Origin of the sequence: Streptomyces diastatochromogenes, from assembly GCF_002242805.1 — a bacterium.
Lineage (GTDB): Bacteria > Actinomycetota > Actinomycetes > Streptomycetales > Streptomycetaceae > Streptomyces > Streptomyces diastatochromogenes.
This window is the reverse complement of record NZ_MCGQ01000031.1, coordinates 136,775-158,963: the sequence shown is the minus strand read 5'-3', so window position 1 is coordinate 158,963 and position 22,189 is coordinate 136,775. Positions and strand designations below refer to the sequence as shown.

Genomic DNA, 22,189 nt, shown 5'->3' with positions numbered 1-22,189 from the left:
GGTCTGCCGTTCGTCAGGGGTGCTGGCTGCTGACGGCGACGACCTCGCCGGTCAGGTACGAGGAGTAGCCGGAGGCCAGGAACACGATCACGTTGGCCACCTCCCAGGGCTCGGCGTACCGCCCGAAGGCCTCCCGCTCGGTGAGTTCCCGGAGCAGTTCGGGCGAGGTGACCTTCACCAGATGCGGATGCATGGCGAGGCTGGGCGCCACCGCGTTGACCCGCACCCCGTAGGCGGCCGCCTCGATCGCCGCGCACCGGGTCAGCGCCATCACGCCGGCCTTGGCGGCTGCGTAGTGGGCCTGCCCGGCCTGGGCGCGCCAGCCGACGACGGAGGCGTTGTTGACGATCACCCCGCCGCCGGTGTCCCGCAGGGCGCGCAGGGCGGCGCGGGTGCAGCGGAAGGTGCCGTTCAAGGTGACGTCGAGGACCCGGGACCACTGCTCGTCGGTCATGTCGACCAGGTCCGAAGTCCCGCCGAGACCCGCGTTGTTGACCACGATGTCGAGCTTTCCGTGCTCCCGTACGGCCGCCTCGAACAGGGCCCGCACCTGGGTCTCGTCGGTGACGTCGCAGGGCACCGCGGCCACCGCGCCGGGGAACTCCCGGCCCAGCCCGGCCTCGTGCTCCTTGAGACGGCGCGTGTGCGCGTCGCTGATCAGCACCCGGGCGCCCTCCTCCAGGAAGCGGCGCGCGGTCGCCCCGCCGATCCCCGCGCCGGCCGCCGCGGTGATGACGGCGGTACGCCCCTTCAGCAGCCCGTGCCCGGGCTCGTACGCCGGACTCTCGACGCCTGTCATAGGGCCACGCTAACCTACCAAACACTTGTTAGGGAAGGACGGTGACGGCGACCGTGGACCTGACCCACGCTCCGGCCGACGAGGAGTTCCGCGCCGAGGCCCGCGCCTGGCTGGCGGCACATGTGCCCCGCACCCCGCTCCCCTCCCTGGAGACCGCGGAGGGTTTCGCGGCGCACCGCGCCTGGGAGGCCGAACTGGCCGCGGACCGCTGGTCGGTGGTGTCCTGGCCCGAGGAGTACGGCGGGCGGGGCGCCGGGCTGCTGCGCTGGCTGGTCTTCGAGGAGGAGTACTGGGCGGCGGGGGCACCCGGCCGGGTCGGCCAGAACGGCATCAGCCTGCTCGCGCCGACCCTCTTCGACCACGGTACGGAGGAGCAACGCGCGCGCGTGCTGCCGCCGATGGCCTCCGCCGAGGTGGTCTGGGCGCAGGCCTGGTCCGAGCCGGAGGCGGGCTCCGACCTGGCCTCGCTCACCTCCAGGGCGGTGCGGACGGACGGCGGCTGGCTGCTGAGCGGCCTGAAGACCTGGTCCTCGCGGGCGGCCTTCGCCGACCGGGCCTTCGGCCTGTTCCGCAGCGACCCCGGGGCCCCGAAGCCGCATCAGGGGCTCACGTACCTGATGTTCGACCTGCGGGCACCGGGCGTCACCGTCCGCCCGATCGGCCGTCTGGACGGGAAGCCGGCCTTCGCGGAGCTGTTCCTGGACGAGGTGTTCGTGCCGGACGAGGACGTGATCGGCGAGCCCGGCCAGGGCTGGCGGATCGCGATGTCCACGACGGGCAACGAACGCGGCCTCACCCTGCGCTCCCCCGGCCGTTTCCTCGCCTCCGCCGCCCGGCTGTTGGAGCTGTGGCAGGCGCGGGGCCGCCCCGGGCACGCGCGCGCCCGGGTGGTCGACGCCCTGATCGGTGCCCGCGCCTACCAGCTGTTCACCTACGCGGCCGCCGGCCGCTTCCTGGAGGGCGCCGCGCTCGGCCCGGAGTCCAGCATGAACAAGGTGTTCTGGTCCGAGTACGACCTGGCACTGCACGAGACGGCGCTCGATCTGCTGGGCGAGGAGGGCGAGTCGGCGGACACGGACTGGGCGGAGGGGTACGTGTTCTCCCTGGCCGGGCCGATCTACGCGGGGACCAACGAGATCCAGCGCGACATCGTCGCCGAGCGCCTGCTCGGCCTGCCGAAGGGACGCCGCTGATGCGCTTCCTCCTCGACACCGAGCAGCATGCCTTCGCCGACTCGCTGCACGCGATGCTGACGGCGGCGGACACCCCGGCGGTGGTCCGGGACTGGAGCCGCGGCGACCATGCGGGCGGCCGCGCGCTGTGGCGTCGTGTCGCCGAGGCAGGGGTGTTCGGTCTCGTCGTGCCGGAGGAGTACGGGGGGCTGGGGCCGCACCCGGTGGAACTGGCCGTCGCGTTCGTGGAGTTGGGCAGGCACGCGGTGCCCGGGCCGCTGGTGGAGACGGTCGCGGCGGCCGTACTGCTCGGCGAGGGCGGGCCGGCCAAGCGGTTCCTGCCCGGGCTCGCGGCGGGCGAGCTCATCGCGACCGTGGCGACGCCCACCGGGTACGCCCTCGACGGCGACGCGGCCGCCCTCCACCTCGCCCCGACCCCCGAGGGACTGCACCTGTCCCCGGGTCCCGGCCCGGTCCGCCCCTCCCTCGACCCCGCCCGCCGCCTGACCCCGCTGGCCCCCGGCGGCGAACTCCTGACCCCCGACCCGTCGAGCGCCCACGCCCTGACCTGGGCACGCCTGGCCACCGCCGCCCAGGCCCTCGGCGTGGGACTCGCTCTGCTCGACCGGACGGTCGCCCATGTCAGACAGCGCACCCAGTTCGGTGTCCCCATCGGCTCGTTCCAGGCCGTCAAGCACCGCCTCGCCGACGCGAAGATCGCCCTGGAGTTCGCCCGCCCCCTGCTCTTCGGAGCGGCCATGTCCCTGCGCCCCGCGGACGTGGCCGCCGCCAAGCTGAAGGCCTGCGAGGCGGCCTACGCCACCGCTCGCACGGCACTCCAGCTGCACGGCGCGATCGGGTACACGGCGGAGTACGACCTGTCCCTGTGGCTGACCAAGGCCCGCGCCCTGCGCACCGCGTGGGGCACGCCCGAGGAGTGCGGGGACGCGGTGCTCGAAGCCGCCTGCTGAACGGTCGGGACCGGCCGGCGCACGACTCAGGCGGGCCGCACTATGCCCGCGGCGCGTGCGGCCGTGAGCCACTGGGGGAACTCGCCGACGAGACGGTCGTACAGCTCGGCGTCGGAGACCCGGCGTGGGTCCTGGCCCGCGTGGAAGAAGCCGGCGTTGTCCAGGGGCCGCTTGCCCGGGACGGCCAGCTCGTCCAGTTTGCGCAGGAACTCGAACTGGCGGCTGTCCGGGTCGCCGAAGCCGACGAACTGCCAGAACAGCGGCAGCCTGGCCGCCTTGCACAGGTAGCGTTCCGCGGCGAGCTTGTTGATCGGGCCGCCGTCGGTCTGGAAGACGACCAGTGCGGGGTCGGTGGCGCCGCTGTCCAGGTAGTGGTCGATGACGGCGTCCATCGCCAGGTGGTAGCTGGTCTTGCCCATGTGCCCGAGCCCGGCCGCGATCCGCTCGATGCGGCCCTCGTGGCCGGCGAGGGCGATGTCGGTGACCGCGTCGATGTCCGTGGAGAAGAACACCACCGGCACCCGTCCGTCGTCGTCCAGGTGCGCGGACAGGCTCAGCACCCGGTCGGCGAGCGCCTGCACGCTTCCGTCCTTGTAGTACGGCTTCATGGAACCCGAGTAGTCGACCACCAGGTACACCGCGGCCCGCAGCCCGTCCAGGCCGTGCTTGCGCAGGCAGACGCCGGCCGAGCGGTACGGCCCGACGAGCGCGGGTGCGGTCTCCTGCACCTTGCGCAGACTGATCGCGGCCACGGTTCCCCCCTGGGCTGTGCGAGAGGCCGAGCCTAAGGGACCAGGAGCCCCGGCTGTCTCTCCCGTCACATCGGTTCGCTATTTTGTTCGCCGCCGTCCCCACCGGCTCACCCTGTCCCGAACTTTCCTCAGAGGAGCCGGCCGTGACCACCGAGTCCGCCGTGACCACCTGCTTCCGTCACCCCAAGGTGGAGTCCCACGTTCGCTGCACGCGCTGCGACCGCTACATCTGCCCGTCCTGCATGCGGGAGGCTGCCGTCGGTCACCAGTGCGTGGAGTGCGTGCAGGAGGGCGCACGCTCGGTGCGGCAGGCGCGCACCGCGTTCGGCGGCCGGATCAGCACGGTGCCGCTGGTGACCTACGTGCTGATCGGGCTCAACGTGCTCGCCTACCTGGCCGAGATGGCGCGGCCGTCGGTCGAGGACCGGTTCGACATGCTGGGCACCGTGCCGGCGGGCTACTACCCGGAGGGCGTCGCCCACGGCGAGTGGTACCGGCTGCTGACCGGAGCGTTCCTGCACCTGACGCCCGCCGAGGGCACGTTCGGCATCGCGCACATCCTGATGAACATGCTGGCGCTGTGGAACGTCGGCCGGGTGGTCGAGGCCCAGCTGGGCCGGGTCCGCTATCTCGCCCTGTACCTGCTGTCGGCGCTCGGCGGCTCGGTCCTGGTGCTGCTGATCGCCCCCGAGACCCCCACGGTCGGCGCGTCCGGGGCCATCTTCGGGCTGGGCGCCGCGTACTACGTCATGGGCCGTCGGCTCGGCTACGACATGCGCGCGGTCAACCAGTACATGGGCGGTCTGCTGCTGTGGCTGGTGCTCTCCGCATGGGTGACCTCCTGGCAGGGCCACCTCGGCGGCCTGCTGGCGGGCGGGGTGGTGACCCTGGCGTACGCGTACGCGCCCCGGGACGGTCGCCGCGTGCTGATCCAGGCGGGCGCGTGCGTGGCCCTGCTGGTGCTGCTGCTGGTCCTCACCTGGGTCAAGGTCGCGGATCTCACGGGCGGCGCGGCCGCATGAGGCGAGCGGGAATCCTGCTGCTCGCCGCCGTGCCCGTGGTCGTGGCGGCGGCGGTGTTCGCCGCCGGCCCCGACCGGTCCGGCTCCTCGGAGGGCAAGGACGTCCCGGCCTCCCAGGAGGCGTCGGTCGTCGCCGACGCCCCGCCGGGCCTGGCCGCGCCCGCCAAGAAGGAGCTGGCGCAGCGGATCGTGGCCAGCGCCGAGAACTCCACGCTGGACTGGCGCAGCGCCTACGGCTACATCGAGGACATCGGTGACGGGCAGGGCTACACCGCCGGCGTCATCGGCTTCTGCACCGGCACCCACGACCTGCTCACCCTGGTCGAGCGCTACACCAGGGCCCACCCGGACAACGGCCTCGCGAAGTTCCTGCCGGCCCTCCGCGAGGTCGACGGCTCGGACTCCCACGAGGGCCTGGACCCGGGCTTCACCGCGGCCTGGAAGGCGGAGGCGCAGCTCCCGGCCTTCCGCAAGGCTCAGGACGAGGAGCGCGACCGCGTCTACTTCGACCCCGCCGTCCGCCGCGCCAAGCTCGACGGCCTCGGCACACTGGGCCAGTTCATCTACTACGACGCGATGGTCTACCACGGCCCCGGAACCGGCCCCGACAGCTTCCACGGCCTGCGCGCACGCGCCCTGAAGCAGGCCGACACCCCCGCCGAGGGCGGCAGCGAGAAGAACTACCTCGACATCTTCCTCGACATCCGCCGCCGGGCCATGAGGACGAAGAGACCGGGCGTCGACACCTCCCGCGTCGACACGGCCCAGCGGCGGTTCCTCTACGACGGCAACCTCGACCTGGACACCCCACTGGAGTGGCGGGTGTACGGGGAGCCGTACCGGATTCCCTAGGGAGTCAGGGACGTCAGCCGGCCCACTTCCGGCGCAGCACCTCCTCGGCGGGTTTGCCGCGCGGGGTGTACGCCAGGCGTGCCGGTGTCTCCCCGCTGTCCGGCCAGTCGTCCCACATCCACCAGCAGACGCCGGCCCACCACTTCCGGCCCTCGAAGGAGTCGAGGAGCGCCCGGTAGGCGGCGGCCTGTTCGGCGTTCGCCGGGTGGGTGCTGACGGTCCAGGAGTACGGGGCGGTGGTGGTGCCGCGCTGGCTGACGTAGCCGGCCTCGGTGAACAGGATCCGGCGGTGCCGGCGTGCCGAGTACGCGGCGAGCTTCTGCCGGATCGGGGCCCAGGCGCGGTTCAGCAGGGCGGGGTCGGTGGTGGCTTTCTCGGCGAGCGGCCAGTAGGCGTCGATGCCGATGAGGTCGAGGTCCTTCCAGAAGTGGATGTGCTGGTACTCGTCGTAGTTGGCGGCGTAGGTCAGCGGGCCGTCGTAGTGGTCGCGGACCGCCTCGATCACCTTCGTCCAGGCGGTGGTGTCGCCGGAGACCCCGGCGAGTTCGGTGCCGACCGCGAGCTGTTCGGCTCCGGTGTCGGCGGCGAGGTCCGCGTAGTGGGTGATGAAGCGGCGGTAGGCGGCGAACCAGGCGGCCCGGTCGCGGGGGCGGATCTCGGCGCGGTCGGCATCGCCGGGCAGGTCCACGTGCGGCTTGATCATCACCTTGAGGCCGGCCGCGTGGGCGCGCTGCACGATCCTGCGCAGGCTCGCGTCGCTCGCGGTCTCCTCCGTGGTGTGCGGGGCGGAGTCGGTGACCCGCTTCTGGTACCAGGTCGGGGTGAAGGTGACCCAGCGTGCCCCGGTGGCCTTGATGCCGCGCAGATAGCGGGGCGCGGCCGGGCTGTCGTAGTCGGTGCGGTACCACGAGGGCAGGGTGATGCCGCGCATGGTGGTGGTCCCGGTCTCCGGGCGGGAGGCGTGCGTGCCGCCGTGGGCGGGCCCCTTGCCCGCGCCGGTGGACACGCACCCGGTGACGACGGCGAGGACCGCCGCCATGACGGCGACGGTCCTCTTCCTCGGGGCGGGCGCCGTCACAGCGCCGCCGGGCTGACGAAGGTGTAGCCGAGTGCCTTGATGCCGTCGATCGTGTCCTTCAACGGCTGCACCGGGTAGTAGGGGTGGTAGAAGAAGCTCGCCACTCCGTCCCGTACAGCCAGGTTCGCCTTCGCCGACGCGATGAGGTCGGCGGGCAGGCGCGCCGGGTGGTTGTTGTACGCCTCCGGCTCGTAGTTGCCGATGTTCTCGGGCAGCACCTTGGTGCCGTACACGTCCTTCACCACGTACGGGAAGAACTGCCCGATGAACCGGTTCGGGTCGGCCGAGGCCCCGCTCAGCGTCCCGGCGAAGTAGAGCGAACGCTCCAGGCGTGCCGAGAAGTTGGCGCCGAAGACCTTGTAGTCGGCCGCGGAGCCCGCGTAGTGCGGGGTGGTCCACAGCGTCGGCCTGGGCAGGCCCGCCAGGGTGAACTGGGTGAGCGCGCTGGTGACCCGGGTCTGCGCCCAGAGGGCGGAGTCCTCGGCGACCGGGCCGTCGTGGACGACGTTGTTCGCGGCGTCGATGTGGGCCCGGTAGAACTCGAAGTCGTCGCCGGTCACCCCGTTGTAGGGGTTGTTGACGTTGCTGTACTGGTGCGTGTAGCCGTGGTCCATCAGGACCGCGCCCCTGGCCAGCATGTACTTCAGTGCGCTGACCACCTGCGGGCGCTGGGCGAGCGTGATCGTCTGCGGGACGCCGTTGTTGTAGGTGCCCTTGGGGTCCGTGTAGACGGGGATCACGTTGATGCCGTACGGGATGTTCTGCGCGTACAGGTAGTCGGCCATCGCCCGCAGTTCGGTGGGATCCGAGTCGGGGCTGATGTCCTCCAGGCGCACCATCGCCCGGTGCCGCTCGGCGGTGGCCGGGGCGAGGGCGTCGAAGAGCAGGTCCTCGAAGGCGATGACGCGGTCGGTCTCGGAGACGTAGGAGAACGGGATCTCACTGATGTAGGTGAGGTTGGCCGAGCGCACCGCCCAGCCGAAGGTGTGCCCGTTCGAGCTGTCCAGGCCCTCCGCGAGCCGGGTGACGGCCGCGTATCCGGGCCCCGTCAGGACGTTGGGGCGCAGCACGCCGCCGTCCTGCCCGGCCGGAATGGTGCGGGTCAGGGTCTGACCGCGGTACGTCACCTGCGTGACGTCGCCGATCGAACCGCCGTCCTCGTAGTACGACGTCGTCGGGTCCCAGCCGTACTTCTGCGTGAACTGGGGTACGCCCACCGCGCCCGCCATGTTCCAGATGTTGGCGCCCATCCAGATCACCGGCTTGGCACTCGCCGACGCGTCGGCGTAGAACGCGGCCGGGACGGCGTCCGGGGTGGCGCCGCCGTAGTACGTCGAGCCGATGTAGATCACGGTCGAGTACGAGCCGATCATTCCGGCGGTGTACTGCTGGACCGGCTTGGCCGTCACCGTGCCGAAGTGGCCGGCGAGGTTGGCCGCGGCCATCGCGTACAGCTCGCCCAGCTGCCCGTAGGGGCCCGCCGTGTCGTAGAGGACGAGTGCGGTCGGGGTGGCGTCGGCGGCCGCGTCGGCCGGGGCGAGCAGGGCCTTCTGCCGGGTCGCGGCGGTCGTGGTGCGGACCGGGTGGGCGGCCGCCGACACGCGGGTGGTCGGGGTGGTCTCCGGGTGCGGCCGGGTGCGCCGTGCCTGGTCGTCCTTGAGCTGGGATTCTGCCCAGCCCTTGAGGTCGACCCGGTTCAGCCCGGACCCGGTGCCGGTGGCCTCGCCCCAGTGCTGCCGCCCCCCGGCGGCCTGGGCGTTGGTGGCCAGGAATGTGCCGCTCAGCAGAGCGGCGACGAGTAGTAGAACGACGGAAATTCTGCTGTGTGCCCTCTTCCGGGGCGGGATCCCTCGTCTCACGATCTTCCCCCCACTTTGCCAAATGATTGACAAAGCATTTGGCGTCAGGAAGGCACCGATTCTTCTGGCCGGCGCGATGACTGTCAAATGTCCTTCTTGCTATCGGAAGGTCTGCTAAGTTCACCACCGCGCGTTGGGGACGCGCACCGAATATGGGGGGACAATGTACGGACGACCCGCCCTGGGGGCACTTCTGCCCATGGCAGGCGCGATGGCCGCACCGGAAGCGATACCCGGCCTGCCTTTGGCCAAAGCACTACAGGCGATAGCCGGGGCCGGATTTCTGTTCTATTGCCTGACGGCGTGCCTGATACTGCTGACCCGGATACGTCTGCGACGCCAGGGCCAGCGGATACGGGCGCATGCCGGAGGCAGCCGTGATCATTGAGCTGCTGCTGTGGTCGAGCATCACGCTGATTGTGATGGCCGGCTGCTACAACACCAGTCTTTTCCTTCTCTCTCGACGCAGAATTCGCCGTTCTCGAACAGATCGGCGAGAACGCTTCTACGTATTTCTGCTGGCGTGTCTGAACGAGGAGAAAGTTCTCGCGGAAAGCCTGGCGCGCATCACTTCGCTGCCCGCCGGGAATTTCATGGCGCTGGTCATAGACGACGGCTCCGACGATCGCACCAGCGACATCGCACGGGCCGCCGACCCGAACCTGGTCCGGCTGCACCGGCGCACTCCACCGAACGCACGCCGGGGCAAGGGCGCCGCACTCAACGACGGCGTGCGGCACCTCAGGGATTCCGGCCTGCTCGCCGGACACGACCCGGCGGACGTCGTGCTGTGCGTGGTGGACGCGGACGGGCGGCTCGACCCGCACGTCGTGCAGTCCGTCGACCCGTACTTCGACGACCCGGGTACGGGCGCGGTCCAGGTCTGCGTTCGTATGTACAACCGGGCCGAGGGGCTGCTCGCCCGCATGCAGGACATGGAGTTCGTCGTCTACGGCGACGTGTTCCAGAGCGCGCGGCGCTTCATCGGCAGCGTGGGCATGGGCGGCAACGGGCAGTTCATGCGTCTGTCGGCGCTCAACACGCTCGACGGGGACGGCCCGTGGAGCGACAGTCTCACCGAGGACCTGGACCTCGGGGTGCGGCTGATCGCCAAGGGCTGGACCAACATGCACTGCACCACCGCCGCGGTCTCCCAGCAGGCCGTGCTCAGCCTGCGGCGCCTGGTACGGCAGCGATCCCGCTGGTTCCAGGGCCATCTGCAGTCCGCCGGACTCGTCCCGCTCATCCTCAGGGACGTGCCGACCCGGCCGGCGCTGGACATGCTCTACCACCTGTCGAGCCCGGTCCTGATCCTGCTCACCTCGCTGCTGCCGGTCTCCTTCCTGGTCGCCCTGGGTGCCACCGTCGTGGCCTCCCTCCAGGTGGGACACCCGCTCGTGTCGCCCATGTGGCTGCTCGGTCCGTACGCGCTCTCGTTCACGGCCGCCTACACCTACGGCTTCGTGTACTTCAAGCGTGAGCGGGCGCTGGGTCTGGTGCGCTGTGTGCTCCTCGCCCATGTCTTCGTCTTCTACGGCTACATCTGGTTCTTCGCCGGCTGGTGGGGGTTCTGGCGGATGCTCACCGGCAAAAAGACCTGGCTGAAGACCGCGCGCACCTGAGGACCTTCGTCCCGCTCCCGCGGCTGAACGGCCGCGCATCTCTCATCTCTCATCTCTCCGCACCGCTCACGCGGTCCTGCGACGACCGCGCACGCCCTAGGGGGGCTTCCATGTCCACACCTCCGTCCACCCTGCCCGTACGCGCCATGCTCGTGCTGGGCACCCGGCCGGAAGCGATCAAACTGGCGCCGGTGGCACGGGCCATGGCCGACAGCGAGCAGTTCGAGCCGATCGTCGTCACCACCGGCCAGCACCGCGAGATGCTCCACCAGATGCTCGGCCTGCTCTGCGTCGACGTACGGATCGCGCTCGACGTGATGCGCAGCCGGCAGCAGCTGTCCGAGCTGACCGCCCGCCTGGTCGGCGAACTCGGCGAGGTCGTGCGGGAGCAGCGGCCCGACCTGGTCGTGGTGCAGGGGGACACCACGACCGCGCTGGCCGGCGCCCTGGCCGCCTTCTACGAGAAGATCCCGGTCGCCCACGTCGAGGCGGGGCTGCGCACCGGAGTCATCGACAACCCGTTCCCGGAGGAGCTGAACCGCAGCCTCATCGGACGCATCGCCCGCTGGCACTTCGCCCCGACCCCGCGCGCGGCACGGCAGCTCACCGGCGAGGGCGTCCCGGCGGAGCAGGTGTTCACCACCGGCAACACCGTCATCGACAACCTGCTGTGGGTGCTGACCGAGGGCACCGGCACCTCCGCGTTCCGCACCGGCGCCCGGCGGGTCCTGGTGACCCTGCACCGCCGGGAGAACCAGGGCGAGCGGATGCGCGGCATGGGCCGTGCGCTCACCCGGCTCGCCGGGCGCGGGGACGTGGAGATCGTGCTGCCGCTGCACAAGAGCCCCGCCGTACGGGACGCACTGCTGCCCGAACTCGACGGCCACGCCGGCATCTCGCTCGTCGAACCGCTCGGCTACCTGGACTTCGCGGCCACGCTGGCCGCGTGCGACCTGGTGCTCACCGACTCCGGCGGCATCCAGGAGGAGGCCCCGAGCCTGAGCAAGCCCACGCTGGTGCTGCGCACGACCACCGAACGCCCGGAGGCGGTCGAGGCGGGCGCGGCCCGGCTGATCGGCACGGACCCGGACGCCATCGTGACCTGGGCCGAGCGGCTGCTGGACGATCCGGTGGAGTACCGGCGGATGGCGGCCGCGGGCAACCCGTTCGGGGACGGCCTGGCCGCCGGCCGCGTACTGGCCCAACTGGCCGAGGACTTCGCCGCGGAAGTGCCCGTCGGCCTCACCGCTTCCGGGCCATACTCGACCGCATGACCCAGACGCCCCTGCGCATCGTTCGCCGGATCCCGCCGATCCCGCGGGGGCGCAGGGGCCGCCTGCTCACCACCCTGGCACTGGCGTTCACGCTGACCGCGCTCCTGGCGGTGGTCCTGGTCCAGTGCCGGGGCGACGCACCGCCGCCCAAGCCGTGGATCGACGGCACGATCCACGGCCGCTGGCTCTCGGTGTTCAACGGCCACGGCACCAACCTGGGCGACGACGACGCCCTGTCGCTCTCCCCCAGGGCCGCGGAAGGCCCCGGCGCCACACACGCGGGCCTGGTGGTGAGCACCGCCTCGTACACGGACGTGCGGTACACGGCACGGATGCGGACGGTGCGGCAGCTGCGCGATCCCGACCCGAACCCGTGGGAGGTCCCGTGGCTGGTCTGGGCGTACACCGATCCGGAGCACTTCTACTACATCACCCTCAAGCCCAACGGCTGGGAGCTGGGGAAGCGGGATCCTGCCTATCCGGGAGGCCAGCGCTTCCTGGCTACCGGGCGGACGGTCTACCCGGTGGGCGCCTGGTACACGGTCCGGGTGGAGCAGAACGGTGCGGGCCTCACCGTCGCGGTGGGCGGAAAGCACCTGGTGACCTTCACCGACACCGAACGGCCGTACACCACGGGCAGGGTGGGGGCGTACACCGAGGACGCGACCGTGAAGTTCGAGGGGCTGAAGGCGAGTTCGCGCTGAAGGGCGGCGCCTCGCGCCGAAAAAGGCGGCGACGCCTGCCCACGTCCGGTCGGGGACTGTGGGGCAGGCGCCGCCAGTGTTCCGTACGCCTTTGTACGGGACGTTCTTGTGATGAACCGTCAGACCATCAGCGAGCGGTCCGTCGGGCGGATCGGGGCCGGCAGGTCGCTGGCTCCGGTCAGGTGGCGGTCGACACCGCGGGCGGCCGAGCGGCCCTCCGCGATCGCCCACACGATGAGGGACTGGCCGCGGCCGGCGTCACCGGCGACGAACACACCCGGCACGTTGGTCTGGAAGTCGGCGTCGCGGGCGATGTTACCGCGCTCGTCGAGGGCCAGGCCGAACTGCTCCACCACGCCGTTCTCCCGGTCGGTTCCGGTGAAGCCCATGGCGAGGGTGACCAGCTGGGCCGGGATCTTGCGCTCGGTGCCCGGCTTCGGGGTCAGCTTGCCGTCGACGAACTCGACCTCGGACAGGTGCAGCCACTGCACGTTGCCGTCCTCGTCGCCCTCGAAGTGGGTGGTCGAGACGGAGTAGACCCGCTCGCCGCCCTCTTCGTGCGCCGAGGTGACCTTGTAGAGCATCGGGAAGGTCGGCCAGGGCTGGCTGGTCGGGTGCCGCTCGTCGTTCGGGCGGGGCATGATCTCCAGCTGGGTGACGGAGGCCGCGCCCTGGCGGTGGGCGGTGCCCACGCAGTCGGCGCCGGTGTCGCCACCGCCGATGACGACGACGTGCTTGCCCTCGGCCGAGATCGGCGCGGTGACGTAGTCGCCCTCCTGCACCTTGTTGGCCAGCGGCAGGAACTCCATCGCCTGGTAGATGCCCTTGAGCTCGCGGCCCGGCACCGGCAGGTCACGGGCGGTCGTGGCGCCGGCGGCGATCACGATCGCGTCGTACCGCTTCTTCAGGTCCGTCGCCTTCAGGTCCCGGCCGATCTCGATGCCGGTGCGGAAGCGGGTGCCCTCCGCGCGCATCTGCTCGATACGGCGGTTGATGTGCCGCTTCTCCATCTTGAACTCGGGGATGCCGTACCGGAGGAGGCCTCCGATGCGGTCCGCGCGCTCGTAGACGGCGACCGTGTGGCCGGCCCGGGTCAGCTGCTGGGCGGCGGCGAGACCCGCCGGGCCCGAGCCGATGACCGCGACCGTCTTGCCGGACAGGCGCTCGGGGATCTGCGGGGCGACGTCCCCGGTCTCCCACGCCTTGTCGATGATCGAGACCTCGACGTTCTTGATGGTGACCGGCTGCTGGTTGATGCCGAGCACACACGCCGACTCACAGGGGGCCGGGCAGAGGCGACCGGTGAACTCCGGGAAGTTGTTGGTCGCGTGCAGGCGCTCGGAGGCGGCCGCCCAGTCCTCGCGGTAGGCGTAGTCGTTCCACTCGGGGATCAGGTTCCCCAGCGGACAGCCGTTGTGGCAGAACGGGATGCCGCAGTCCATGCACCGGCTGGCCTGCTTGCTGATGATCGGCAGCAGGGAGCCGGGGACGTAGACCTCGTTCCAGTCCTTGACGCGCTCGGTGACGGGGCGGGTCTTGGCGACCTCACGGCCGTGGTTCAGGAAGCCCTTCGGGTCAGCCATTGATCGCCGCCTCCATCATCTTCTCGGTGATCTCGGTCTCGGTGAGACCGGCTCGCTCGGCGGCGTCCTTGGCGGCGAGCACTGCCTTGTACGTGCTGGGGATGATCTTGCTGAACCGCTCCGCGGCCGCGTCCCAGTCGGCCAGCAGCTTCTCGGCGACCGTCGAGCCGGACTCCTCGGCGTGGCGGCGCACCACGCCGTGCAGCCACTGCTTGTCCGTGTCGTCCAGCGCCTCGACGGCGCCGGCGTTGCCGACGTTGACGTTGTCCCGGTCGAGGTCGATGACGTACGCGACACCGCCGGACATGCCCGCCGCGAAGTTGCGGCCGGTCGGGCCGAGGACGACCGCGTGACCGCCGGTCATGTACTCGCAGCCGTGGTCGCCCACGCCCTCGGAGACGACCAGCGCGCCGGAGTTGCGGACGCAGAACCGCTCACCGGTACGGCCGCGCAGGAACAGCTCGCCGCCGGTGGCGCCGTAGGCGATGGTGTTGCCCGCGATGGTCGAGTACTCGGCGAGGTGGTCGGCCGCGCGGTCCGGGCGGACGACGACGCGACCGCCGGAGAGGCCCTTGCCGACGTAGTCGTTGGCGTCGCCCTCCAGGCGCAGCGTGACACCGCGCGGCAGGAACGCGCCGAAGGACTGGCCGGCGGAGCCGGTGAAGGTGATGTCGATGGTGTCGTCGGGCAGGCCCGCGCCGCCGAACTTCTTCGTCACCTCGTGGCCGAGCATGGTGCCGACCGTGCGGTTGATGTTGCGGATGGCGACCTGGGCGCGCACCGGCTGGGCCTCGGTGGCGTCCGAGGCGGCGAGCGCGTCCGCGGCCAGCTTGATCAGCTCGTTGTCCAGGGCCTTCTCCAGGCCGTGGTCCTGCTCGACGATCTGGTGGCGCACCGCGCCCTCGGGCAGCGACGGAACGTGGAACAGCGGCTCCAGGTCCAGGCCCTGCGCCTTCCAGTGGTCGACGGCACGGGTGACGTCGAGCGCCTCGGCGTGGCCGACGGCCTCCTCGATGGAGCGGAAGCCCAGCTCGGCGAGGATCTCGCGGACCTCCTCGGCGATGAACTGGAAGAAGTTCACCACGTACTCGGCCTTGCCGGCGAAGCGGTCGCGCAGCGTCGGGTTCTGGGTGGCGATGCCGACCGGGCAGGTGTCCAGGTGGCAGACGCGCATCATGATGCAGCCGGAGACGACGAGCGGAGCGGTCGCGAAACCGAACTCCTCGGCGCCCAGCAGCGCGGCGATGACCACGTCACGGCCGGTCTTCAGCTGGCCGTCCGTCTGGACCACGATCCGGTCGCGCAGGCCGTTGAGCAGCAGCGTCTGCTGCGTCTCGGCCAGGCCCAGCTCCCAGGGACCGCCCGCGTGCTTCAGCGAGGTCAGCGGGGAGGCACCCGTACCGCCGTCGTGACCCGAGATGAGGACGACGTCCGCGTGCGCCTTGGACACACCGGCCGCGACCGTGCCGACGCCGACCTCCGACACCAGCTTCACGTGGATACGTGCCGCCGGGTTGGCGTTCTTGAGGTCGTGGATCAGCTGGGCCAGGTCCTCGATGGAGTAGATGTCGTGGTGCGGCGGCGGGGAGATCAGGCCCACGCCCGGCGTCGAGTGACGCGTCTTGGCGACCCACGGGTAGACCTTGTGGCCGGGCAGCTGGCCGCCCTCGCCGGGCTTGGCGCCCTGCGCCATCTTGATCTGGATGTCGTCCGCGTTGACCAGGTACTCGGAGGTCACACCGAAGCGGCCGGAGGCGACCTGCTTGATGCTGGACCGGCGCGCCGGGTCGTACAGGCGCTCCGGGTCCTCGCCGCCCTCACCGGTGTTGGACTTGCCGCCCAGCTGGTTCATGGCGATGGCGAGGGTCTCGTGCGCCTCCTTGGAGATGGAGCCGTACGACATCGCGCCGGTCGAGAACCGCTTGACGATCTCGCCGGCCGGCTCGACCTCGTCGATGGAGATCGACGGGCGGTCCGACGTGAAGCCGAACAGACCGCGCAGCGTCATCAGGCGCTCGGACTGCTCGTTCACCCGCTCGGTGTACTTCTTGAAGATGTCGTAGCGGCCGGAGCGCGCGGAGTGCTGGAGGCGGAAGACCGTCTCCGGGTCGAACAGGTGCGGCTCGCCCTCGCGGCGCCACTGGTACTCGCCGCCGATCTCCAGCGCGCGGTGCGCCGGGGCGATGCCGGAGGCCGGGTAGGCCTTGGCGTGGCGGGCGGCGACCTCCTTGGCGATGACGTCGATGCCGACGCCGCCGATCTTGGTGGCGGTGCCGTTGAAGTACTTCTCGACGAAGGTGTCGTCCAGGCCGACGGCCTCGAAGACCTGCGCGCCGCGGTAGGAGGCGACGGTCGAGATGCCCATCTTGGACATGACCTTCAGGACGCCCTTGCCGAGGGCGTAGATCAGGTTGCGGATGGCCTTCTCGGACTCGATGTCCGACAGGAAGGTGCCCGCGCGGACCAGGTCCTCGACGGACTCCATCGCCAGGTACGGGTTCACGGCCGCGGCGCCGAAGCCGATGAGCAGCGCGACGTGGTGGACCTCGCGGACGTCGCCGGCCTCGACCAGCAGGCCCACGTGGGTGCGCTGCTTGGTGCGGATGAGGTGGTGGTGGACGGCCGCGGTGAGCAGCAGCGACGGGATCGGCGCGTGCTCGGCGTCCGAGTGCCGGTCCGAGAGGACGATCAGCCGGGCGCCGTTCTCGATGGCCGCGTCGGCCTCGGCGCAGATCTCGTCTATGCGCGCGGCGAGGGAGTCACCGCCGCCGGAGACCCGGTACAGGCCGGAGAGCGTCGCGGCCTTGAAGCCGGGCATGTCGCCGTCGGCGTTGATGTGGATGAGCTTGGCCAGCTCGTCGTTGTCGATCACCGGGAAGGGCAGGGTGACCGTACGGCAGGACGCGGCGGTCGGGTCCAGCAGGTTGCCCTCGGGGCCCAGCGAGGAGCGCAGGGAGGTGACCAGCTCTTCACGGATCGCGTCCAGCGGCGGGTTGGTGACCTGCGCGAACAGCTGGGTGAAGTAGTCGAAGAGCAGCCGGGGGCGCTCGGAGAGGGCGGCGATCGGCGAGTCGGTGCCCATGGAGCCGATCGGCTCGGCGCCGGCCTTGGCCATCGGCGCCAGGATGACGCGCAGCTCCTCCTCGGTGTAGCCGAAGGTCTGCTGGCGGCGGGTGACCGAGGCGTGGGTGTGGACGATGTGCTCGCGCTCGGGCAGGTCGCCCAGCTCGATCTCGCCGGCCTCCAGCCACTCGGCGTAGGGAGCCTCGGCGGCGAGCTGCGCCTTGATCTCGTCGTCCTCGATGATGCGGTGCTCGACGGTGTCGACGAGGAACATCTTGCCGGGCTGCAGCCGGCCCTTGCGGACGACCTTGGCCGGGTCGATGTCGAGGACGCCGACCTCGGAGCCGAGGACGACGAGGCCTTCGTCGGTGACCCAGTAGCGGCCGGGGCGCAGACCGTTGCGGTCGAGCACGGCGCCGACCTGGGTGCCGTCGGTGAAGGTGACGCAGGCGGGGCCGTCCCAGGGCTCCATCATCGTGGAGTGGAACTGGTAGAACGCGCGCCGGGCCGGCTCCATGGAGTCGTGGTTCTCCCACGCCTCCGGGATCATCATCAGCACGGAGTGCGGGAGCGAGCGGCCGCCGAGGTGGAGCAGCTCGAGCACCTCGTCGAAGGAGGCCGAGTCGGAGGCGTCCGGCGTACACACCGGGAAGACGCGCTCGAGGTCGCCGTTGCCGAACAGGTCGGAGACCAGCTGCGACTCGCGGGCGCGCATCCAGTTGCGGTTGCCCTTGACGGTGTTGATCTCACCGTTGTGGGCGACGAAGCGGTAGGGGTGCGCGAGCGGCCACGACGGGAAGGTGTTCGTGGAGAAGCGCGAGTGGACGAGCGCGATGGCCGAGGCGAAGCGGCGGTCGGACAGGTCCGGGAAGAAGGGCTCCAGCTGGCCGGTGGTCAGCATGCCCTTGTAGACGATCGTGCGGGCGGAGAGGGACGGGAAGTAGACACCGACCTCCCGCTCGGCGCGCTTGCGCAGCACGAAGGCCTTGCGGTCCAGCGCGATGCCCTCGCTGGCGCCGTCGGTGACGAAGACCTGCCGGAAGGCCGGCATGGTGGACCGGGCGGTGGCGCCCAGCAGTTCCGGCGCGACGGGGACCTCGCGCCAGCCGAGGACGGTCAGGCCCTCGTCGGCCGCGATCGTCTCGATCTTCGAGATGGCGTCCTGGGTCCCGTCCGTCGGCAGGAAGGCGATGCCTACGGCATACGAGCCCGCCGCGGGAAGGTCGAATCCGGCCACCTCACGGAAGAAGGCGTCCGGCACCTGGGAGAGGATGCCCGCGCCGTCGCCGGAGTCGGGCTCCGAGCCGGTGGCGCCGCGGTGCTCGAGGTTGCGCAGAACAGTCAGCGCCTGCTCGACCAGCGCATGGCTCGCCTCACCGGTGAGGGTGGCCACGAATCCGACGCCACAGGCGTCGTGCTCGTTGCGGGGGTCGTACATACCCTGCGCAGCAGGGCGAGCATCCATGAACGACCAGTTCTGGCCATTCGCGGAATGCTGGGACGGCTGGCGCGGCGTACGCATCGGCTCTCCCGTCGTCGTCATGTGGCATGTGGCAAGTGCCGAGGGACGACGTTGGCCCTCTGCGGAGTGCAAAATTTCGTGCAGGTTACATGATGGAGCGGTTCTCGGGAACCGGATACTCCGTTCCAACATGCGGACGCCGCCCGGGTTTGCGGCAGGTGCCGCAGGGTCACGGCAGCGCCGCACACGAGCGGCGGAAAGTATGGGGGGACCGAGCGGGACAAGATCGATCAGATCGGCGTCCGTCGGCCCGAGGGGGCCGGGGGGAGCGTCTTCACTCCTCCCGCGAGTGCGCCGCAGGCGTCATTGCCCACAGCGCTTACGGCTCATGCCCGCTGGTTAAGCATTCGAAACCAGCAAGTAACGGCTACTTATGCGGCCCATCGCATAGGTAGCGGTCGAGCTATCCTACGGCCGTTCCGAACAGGCTGCCCAGGGCGTACGTCACACCGGCCGCCGCACCGCCCAGCGCGAGCTGCCTGAGGCCGCTGTACCACCAGCTCCGCGCGGTCACCTTGGCCACCACGGCACCGCAGCCGAAGAGCCCGGCGAGCGCGAGGAGCACGGCCGGCCAGAGGGCGGTCGCGCCCAGCAGGAACGGCAGGACGGGCAGCAGCGCGCCAAGCGCGAAGGACCCGAACGACGACACGGCCGCGACCAGCGGCGACGGCAGATCGCCGGGGTCGATGCCCAGCTCCTCGCGGGCGTGGATCTCCAGTGCCTGCTCGGGATCCTCGGACAGCTGCCGGGCGACCTCACGGGCCAGCTCCGGCTCGACTCCGCGGGCCACGTAGAGCGCCGCCAGCTCGTCCTCCTCGTCCTGCGGGTGCTTGCGCAGTTCCCGCCGCTCGACGTCGAGTTCGGCCTCGACGAGTTCGCGCTGCGAGGCGACGGAGGTGTACTCGCCGGCCGCCATGGAGAAGGCGCCGGCGGCGAGGCCGGCGAGCCCGGTGATGACGATCGTCTGATGGCTGACGGAACCGCCGGCCACGCCGGTCATCAGGGCGAGGTTGGAGACCAGGCCGTCCATGGCGCCGAAGACGGCGGGACGCAGCCAACCGCCGTTCACATCCCGGTGCGTGTGGTTGTCACGGTGCGCCTCGTGCAGCGCCGCCTCGGTTTCGATGATGGCCATGCGGTCCCCCAGGAAGATTAGCCAAAGCTAACTTTGGATGAGTTCTACTTTTCGACAACCCCGAACCTACGCCGATAATTTCATCGCCGCCAGCAAGGAAAGGCTCGGCTAACCTGCGGTTTTACCGCCGAACGCTCATCCGTGATCATGACTGCTCAGATGCCGACCGGGTGACACGGCGGCCGCCGAGGCTCACCCGCACCCCTCCCGTGGGAGACATCCGCAAAGGTCCCGCGAAGGAGAGGCCGCCCATGGCATCGATCGCCTGCACTCCCCCGGCCGCGGCGCCCGGAGACGCTGCCGGACTCCGCGAACGGGCCCGCGGCGCCCTGCTCGGCCTGGCCGTCGGAGACGCACTCGGAGCGCCCGCGGAGAACCTGAAGCCCTCCGAGATCCGCGCCCGCTGGGGCCGCATCACGGGGTACGTCACCGAGACGCCGTCCGGCACCGACGACACCGAGTACGCGATCTTCTCGGGCCTGCTGCTGGCCCGGCACGGCTCGGCACTCACCCCCGCCCATGTCGAGGCCGCCTGGCACGAGTGGATCGCCGACCGGGCCGAGGGCCCCTTCCGCGGCGCGGGCTTCAGCGAGCGGGGCACGCTGGAGAACCTCCGCCGTGGCCTCGCGGCCCCCATCTCCGCCCAGCACCGGCACGCCTGGAGCGACGGGCTGGCGATGCGGGCGGCACCCTTCGGCGTCTTCGCGGCGGGCCGACCCGCCGAAGCGGCCCGCCTGGTGGCGATCGACGGCCTGGTCAGCCATGAGGGCGAGGGCATCTACGGCGGCCAGGCGGTCGCGGCGGGAGTGGCGGCGGCGATGGCGGGCGCCTCGCCCGCCGTGGTGATCGCCTCGGCGCTCGCCGTCGTGCCGGAGGACTCCTGGACGGCCCGCTCGCTGCGGCGCGCGGTGACCGTGGCCCACCGCGGCGAACGCGCGGTCCGCTCCGCGGTGGTCATCGGCGGTTACCCCTGGACCGACCTGGCCCCCGAGGCCGTCGCCCTCGCCTTCGGCGCGTACGCGGCGGCCGACGGCGACTTCCGGGAGGCGGTCCTCACGGCGGTCAACATGGGCCGCGACGCGGACACGACAGCGGCGGTGGCCGGCGCCCTGTCGGGCGCGACCCAGGGCATCTCGGCGATCCCCCCGGACTGGGCCTCGGCCATCGGCCCGGCCCGCGGCCGCTGCCTGCCCTCCATGGCCGGCCACCACATCCTGGACGTGGCAGAGCTACTGGTGCCGGAGGAAGGCGGGAAGTGGGGGGCGGGGGTGGTACGGCCGGACTTTCTACCGGAGGACGCACGGTGGCTCGGCCCGACCACTTCACAGCCGACGGAGCCCCCCACACCCCGCCCGGCCACTTCTCGGCCGACCGAACCCTCCACACCCTTCCCGGCCACTCCTCACCCGACCGAACCCTCCACACCCCGCCCGGCCACTCCTCACCCGACCGAACCCTCCACACCCCGCCCAACCACTCCTCACCCGACCGAACCCTCCACACCCCGCCCAACCACTCCTCACCCGACCGAACCCCCCACACCCCGCCCAGCCACATGTCAGCCAACCGAGTCGGGTGGTGGGTGGGCGAAGGTCCGGGGGTCCAGGGGGCGGAGCCCCCTGGTCGGTGCGGGTAACTCCGGGCAGCAGGACAGCGAGCCGGTGTCATGACGCGCCGTATCGAAGGACTCCTGCTGGGCCTGGCCGCAGGCGACGCCGCCGGCTGGCCCGCCGCCCGGCACCGCGCCGCCAGGATGCCCGAGTGGACCCGCCGCCTGACCCGCGAACTGGACACCTTCGCCGAGCAGAACGCCACCACCACCCTCCCCGTACCGATCGCGCTCAACCAGCCCCCGGAACCGCTCCGCCTAGGCCCCTCCGATGACGCCGAGTGGGCCGCGTTCGCCGCGGAAGCGGTTCTGCGGGCCGGCGACGACGACGTACTCGGCGACCTCAGCCGGGAACGCCGTATGCGCGCCGCCATCGACCTCACCTGGACCGCCGTAGCCTCCGAAGTCGCCGCGGCAGCGGACCGCGCCCCCGAGATCGAGTCCGCCGTACTGCCCCTGCGCGCCCGCATCTCCGTCCGCGCCGGCCTCGGCAACCTCGCCGCCGGCCTGCGCCCGCCCGCCACCGGCCACGACAACCCGCACTACTTCGACGACGCCGCCTGCGTCCGCGCCTGCGTCCTCGCGGTGGCCCACCCGGGCGACCCCCAACGCGCCGCCGATCTCGCCGAGTTCGACGCCCGCTACACCCAGGACGGCGACGGCGTGCACGGCGCCCGCGCGATGGCGGCGGCCCTCGCACTCGCCCTCACCGGTACGGACCCGGACACCTGCGTGGCGGCCGCGGTCGCCGAACTCCCCGCGGCGACGGAGATCGGCCGCAACACCCGCCACGCCCTCGCCCTGGCCGAGGACAGCGAGTCGGCGTTCGCCCTGGTCCCCCTCCTGGAACACCAGATCGTCGACCACGTCTACAGCTACGGCATCGCCGCCGCCGAGACCGTCCCCGTGGCCCTGGCCCTCGCCACGGCCGCCCGGGGCCGGCTCGCCGAGGCCGTCCCCGCCGCCGCCTGTCTGTCCCGGGTCGCCGACTCCGCCCCCGCCCTCGCGGGCGCGCTCACCGGCGCCCTGGGCGGCGGCGCAGCCGTCCCGGCGAGCTGGCGGGACGCCTGCCGCACGCTGTCCGGCTGCGCCCTGCCCCGCCTCACCGGCACCGACCTGGTGGAACTCGCCGGACTCCTGGAAGCCGCACAACGGGCCCGACCAGGAGGATGA

At 71.3% G+C, this 22,189-nt stretch carries 16 protein-coding genes and 1 pseudogene; 9 read left to right on the top strand and 8 right to left on the bottom strand.

What is annotated here, in order from left to right:
• Positions 1-13 precede the first annotated feature (13 nt).
• Entirely contained in the window at positions 14-799 is a 786-nt protein-coding gene (locus tag BEK98_RS32255; RefSeq protein WP_094220262.1) for an SDR family oxidoreductase, read from the bottom strand.
• A gap of 53 nt (positions 800-852) precedes the next feature.
• On the opposite strand from BEK98_RS32255, the gene BEK98_RS32250 reads away from it, so the two are divergent.
• Both BEK98_RS32250 and BEK98_RS32245 read left to right on the top strand, forming a co-directional pair.
• A complete protein-coding gene (locus BEK98_RS32250) occupies positions 853-1,992 on the top strand; it encodes an acyl-CoA dehydrogenase family protein (protein ID WP_094220313.1) in 1,140 nt (379 codons plus the stop codon).
• Complete coding sequence (locus tag BEK98_RS32245; RefSeq protein WP_094220261.1) at positions 1,992-2,942, top strand: acyl-CoA dehydrogenase family protein; 951 nt, start codon at positions 1,992-1,994, stop codon at positions 2,940-2,942. Before BEK98_RS32250 ends, BEK98_RS32245 begins: the two co-directional genes overlap by 1 nt.
• Positions 2,943-2,968: 26 nt before the next feature.
• Here the strand turns inward: BEK98_RS32245 and BEK98_RS32240 are convergent, their stop codons facing one another.
• Positions 2,969-3,694, bottom strand: a complete 726-nt coding sequence (locus BEK98_RS32240; protein ID WP_094220260.1) for a vWA domain-containing protein — start codon at positions 3,692-3,694, stop codon at positions 2,969-2,971.
• Positions 3,695-3,837: 143 nt separating this feature from the next.
• Here BEK98_RS32240 and BEK98_RS32235 point away from each other — a divergent pair, with 143 nt between their 5' ends.
• Together BEK98_RS32235 and BEK98_RS32230 are read left to right on the top strand one after the other, a co-directional pair.
• Positions 3,838-4,716 carry a rhomboid family intramembrane serine protease gene (locus tag BEK98_RS32235; protein WP_094220259.1) on the top strand — a complete coding sequence of 293 codons (879 nt, stop codon included), beginning with the start codon at positions 3,838-3,840 and terminating at the stop codon, positions 4,714-4,716.
• The gene (locus BEK98_RS32230; RefSeq protein WP_094220258.1) at positions 4,713-5,567 is read left to right on the top strand and encodes a chitosanase; all 855 of its coding nucleotides are present in this window, start codon (positions 4,713-4,715) and stop codon (positions 5,565-5,567) included. Before BEK98_RS32235 ends, BEK98_RS32230 begins: the two co-directional genes overlap by 4 nt.
• 13 nt (positions 5,568-5,580) lie before the next feature.
• Here the strand turns inward: BEK98_RS32230 and BEK98_RS32225 are convergent, their stop codons facing one another.
• The 3 genes from BEK98_RS32225 to BEK98_RS49155 all read right to left on the bottom strand — a co-directional run bounded on the left by BEK98_RS32225 (position 5,581) and on the right by BEK98_RS49155 (position 8,913).
• The gene (locus tag BEK98_RS32225) at positions 5,581-6,606 is read right to left on the bottom strand and encodes a glycoside hydrolase family 113 (protein ID WP_094220257.1); all 1,026 of its coding nucleotides are present in this window, start codon (positions 6,604-6,606) and stop codon (positions 5,581-5,583) included.
• Between the two features lie 35 nt (positions 6,607-6,641).
• Complete coding sequence (locus BEK98_RS32220; protein WP_244202085.1) at positions 6,642-8,504, bottom strand: DUF2334 domain-containing protein; 1,863 nt, start codon at positions 8,502-8,504, stop codon at positions 6,642-6,644.
• 256 nt (positions 8,505-8,760) lie between these two features.
• Entirely contained in the window at positions 8,761-8,913 is a 153-nt protein-coding gene (locus BEK98_RS49155; protein ID WP_167444300.1) for a hypothetical protein, read from the bottom strand.
• Here BEK98_RS49155 and BEK98_RS32215 point away from each other — a divergent pair.
• From BEK98_RS32215 to BEK98_RS32205, 3 genes are all read left to right on the top strand, one after another.
• Complete coding sequence (locus BEK98_RS32215; RefSeq protein ID WP_244202084.1) at positions 8,867-10,126, top strand: glycosyltransferase; 1,260 nt, start codon at positions 8,867-8,869, stop codon at positions 10,124-10,126. The genes BEK98_RS49155 and BEK98_RS32215 overlap by 47 nt on opposite strands.
• A 110-nt stretch (positions 10,127-10,236) precedes the next feature.
• Positions 10,237-11,400: a non-hydrolyzing UDP-N-acetylglucosamine 2-epimerase gene (wecB, locus tag BEK98_RS32210; protein WP_094220256.1), complete on the top strand. Its 1,164-nt coding sequence runs from the start codon at positions 10,237-10,239 to the stop codon at positions 11,398-11,400.
• Positions 11,397-12,104 carry a LamG domain-containing protein gene (locus tag BEK98_RS32205; RefSeq protein ID WP_244202083.1) on the top strand — a complete coding sequence of 236 codons (708 nt, stop codon included), beginning with the start codon at positions 11,397-11,399 and terminating at the stop codon, positions 12,102-12,104. The genes wecB and BEK98_RS32205 overlap by 4 nt, the downstream gene beginning before the upstream one ends.
• A gap of 119 nt (positions 12,105-12,223) precedes the next feature.
• Here BEK98_RS32205 and BEK98_RS32200 read toward each other — a convergent pair whose 3' ends face one another.
• The 3 genes from BEK98_RS32200 to BEK98_RS32190 all read right to left on the bottom strand — a co-directional run bounded on the left by BEK98_RS32200 (position 12,224) and on the right by BEK98_RS32190 (position 19,407).
• Complete coding sequence (locus BEK98_RS32200; RefSeq protein WP_094220255.1) at positions 12,224-13,687, bottom strand: glutamate synthase subunit beta; 1,464 nt, start codon at positions 13,685-13,687, stop codon at positions 12,224-12,226.
• The gene (gene gltB / locus BEK98_RS32195) at positions 13,680-18,272 is read right to left on the bottom strand and encodes a glutamate synthase large subunit (protein ID WP_208643297.1); all 4,593 of its coding nucleotides are present in this window, start codon (positions 18,270-18,272) and stop codon (positions 13,680-13,682) included. The genes BEK98_RS32200 and gltB overlap by 8 nt, the downstream gene beginning before the upstream one ends.
• A gap of 403 nt (positions 18,273-18,675) precedes the next feature.
• Positions 18,676-19,407, bottom strand: a complete 732-nt coding sequence (locus BEK98_RS32190) for a VIT1/CCC1 transporter family protein (protein ID WP_094220253.1) — start codon at positions 19,405-19,407, stop codon at positions 18,676-18,678.
• Positions 19,408-19,658: 251 nt separating this feature from the next.
• Between BEK98_RS32190 and BEK98_RS32185 the strand changes: the two are divergent.
• Both BEK98_RS32185 and BEK98_RS32180 read left to right on the top strand, forming a co-directional pair.
• Positions 19,659-20,681 (top strand): annotated as a pseudogene (locus tag BEK98_RS32185) (ADP-ribosylglycohydrolase family protein); the annotation flags it as partial.
• A 392-nt stretch (positions 20,682-21,073) separates the two neighbouring features.
• Entirely contained in the window at positions 21,074-22,189 is a 1,116-nt protein-coding gene (locus tag BEK98_RS32180; protein WP_094220252.1) for an ADP-ribosylglycohydrolase family protein, read from the top strand.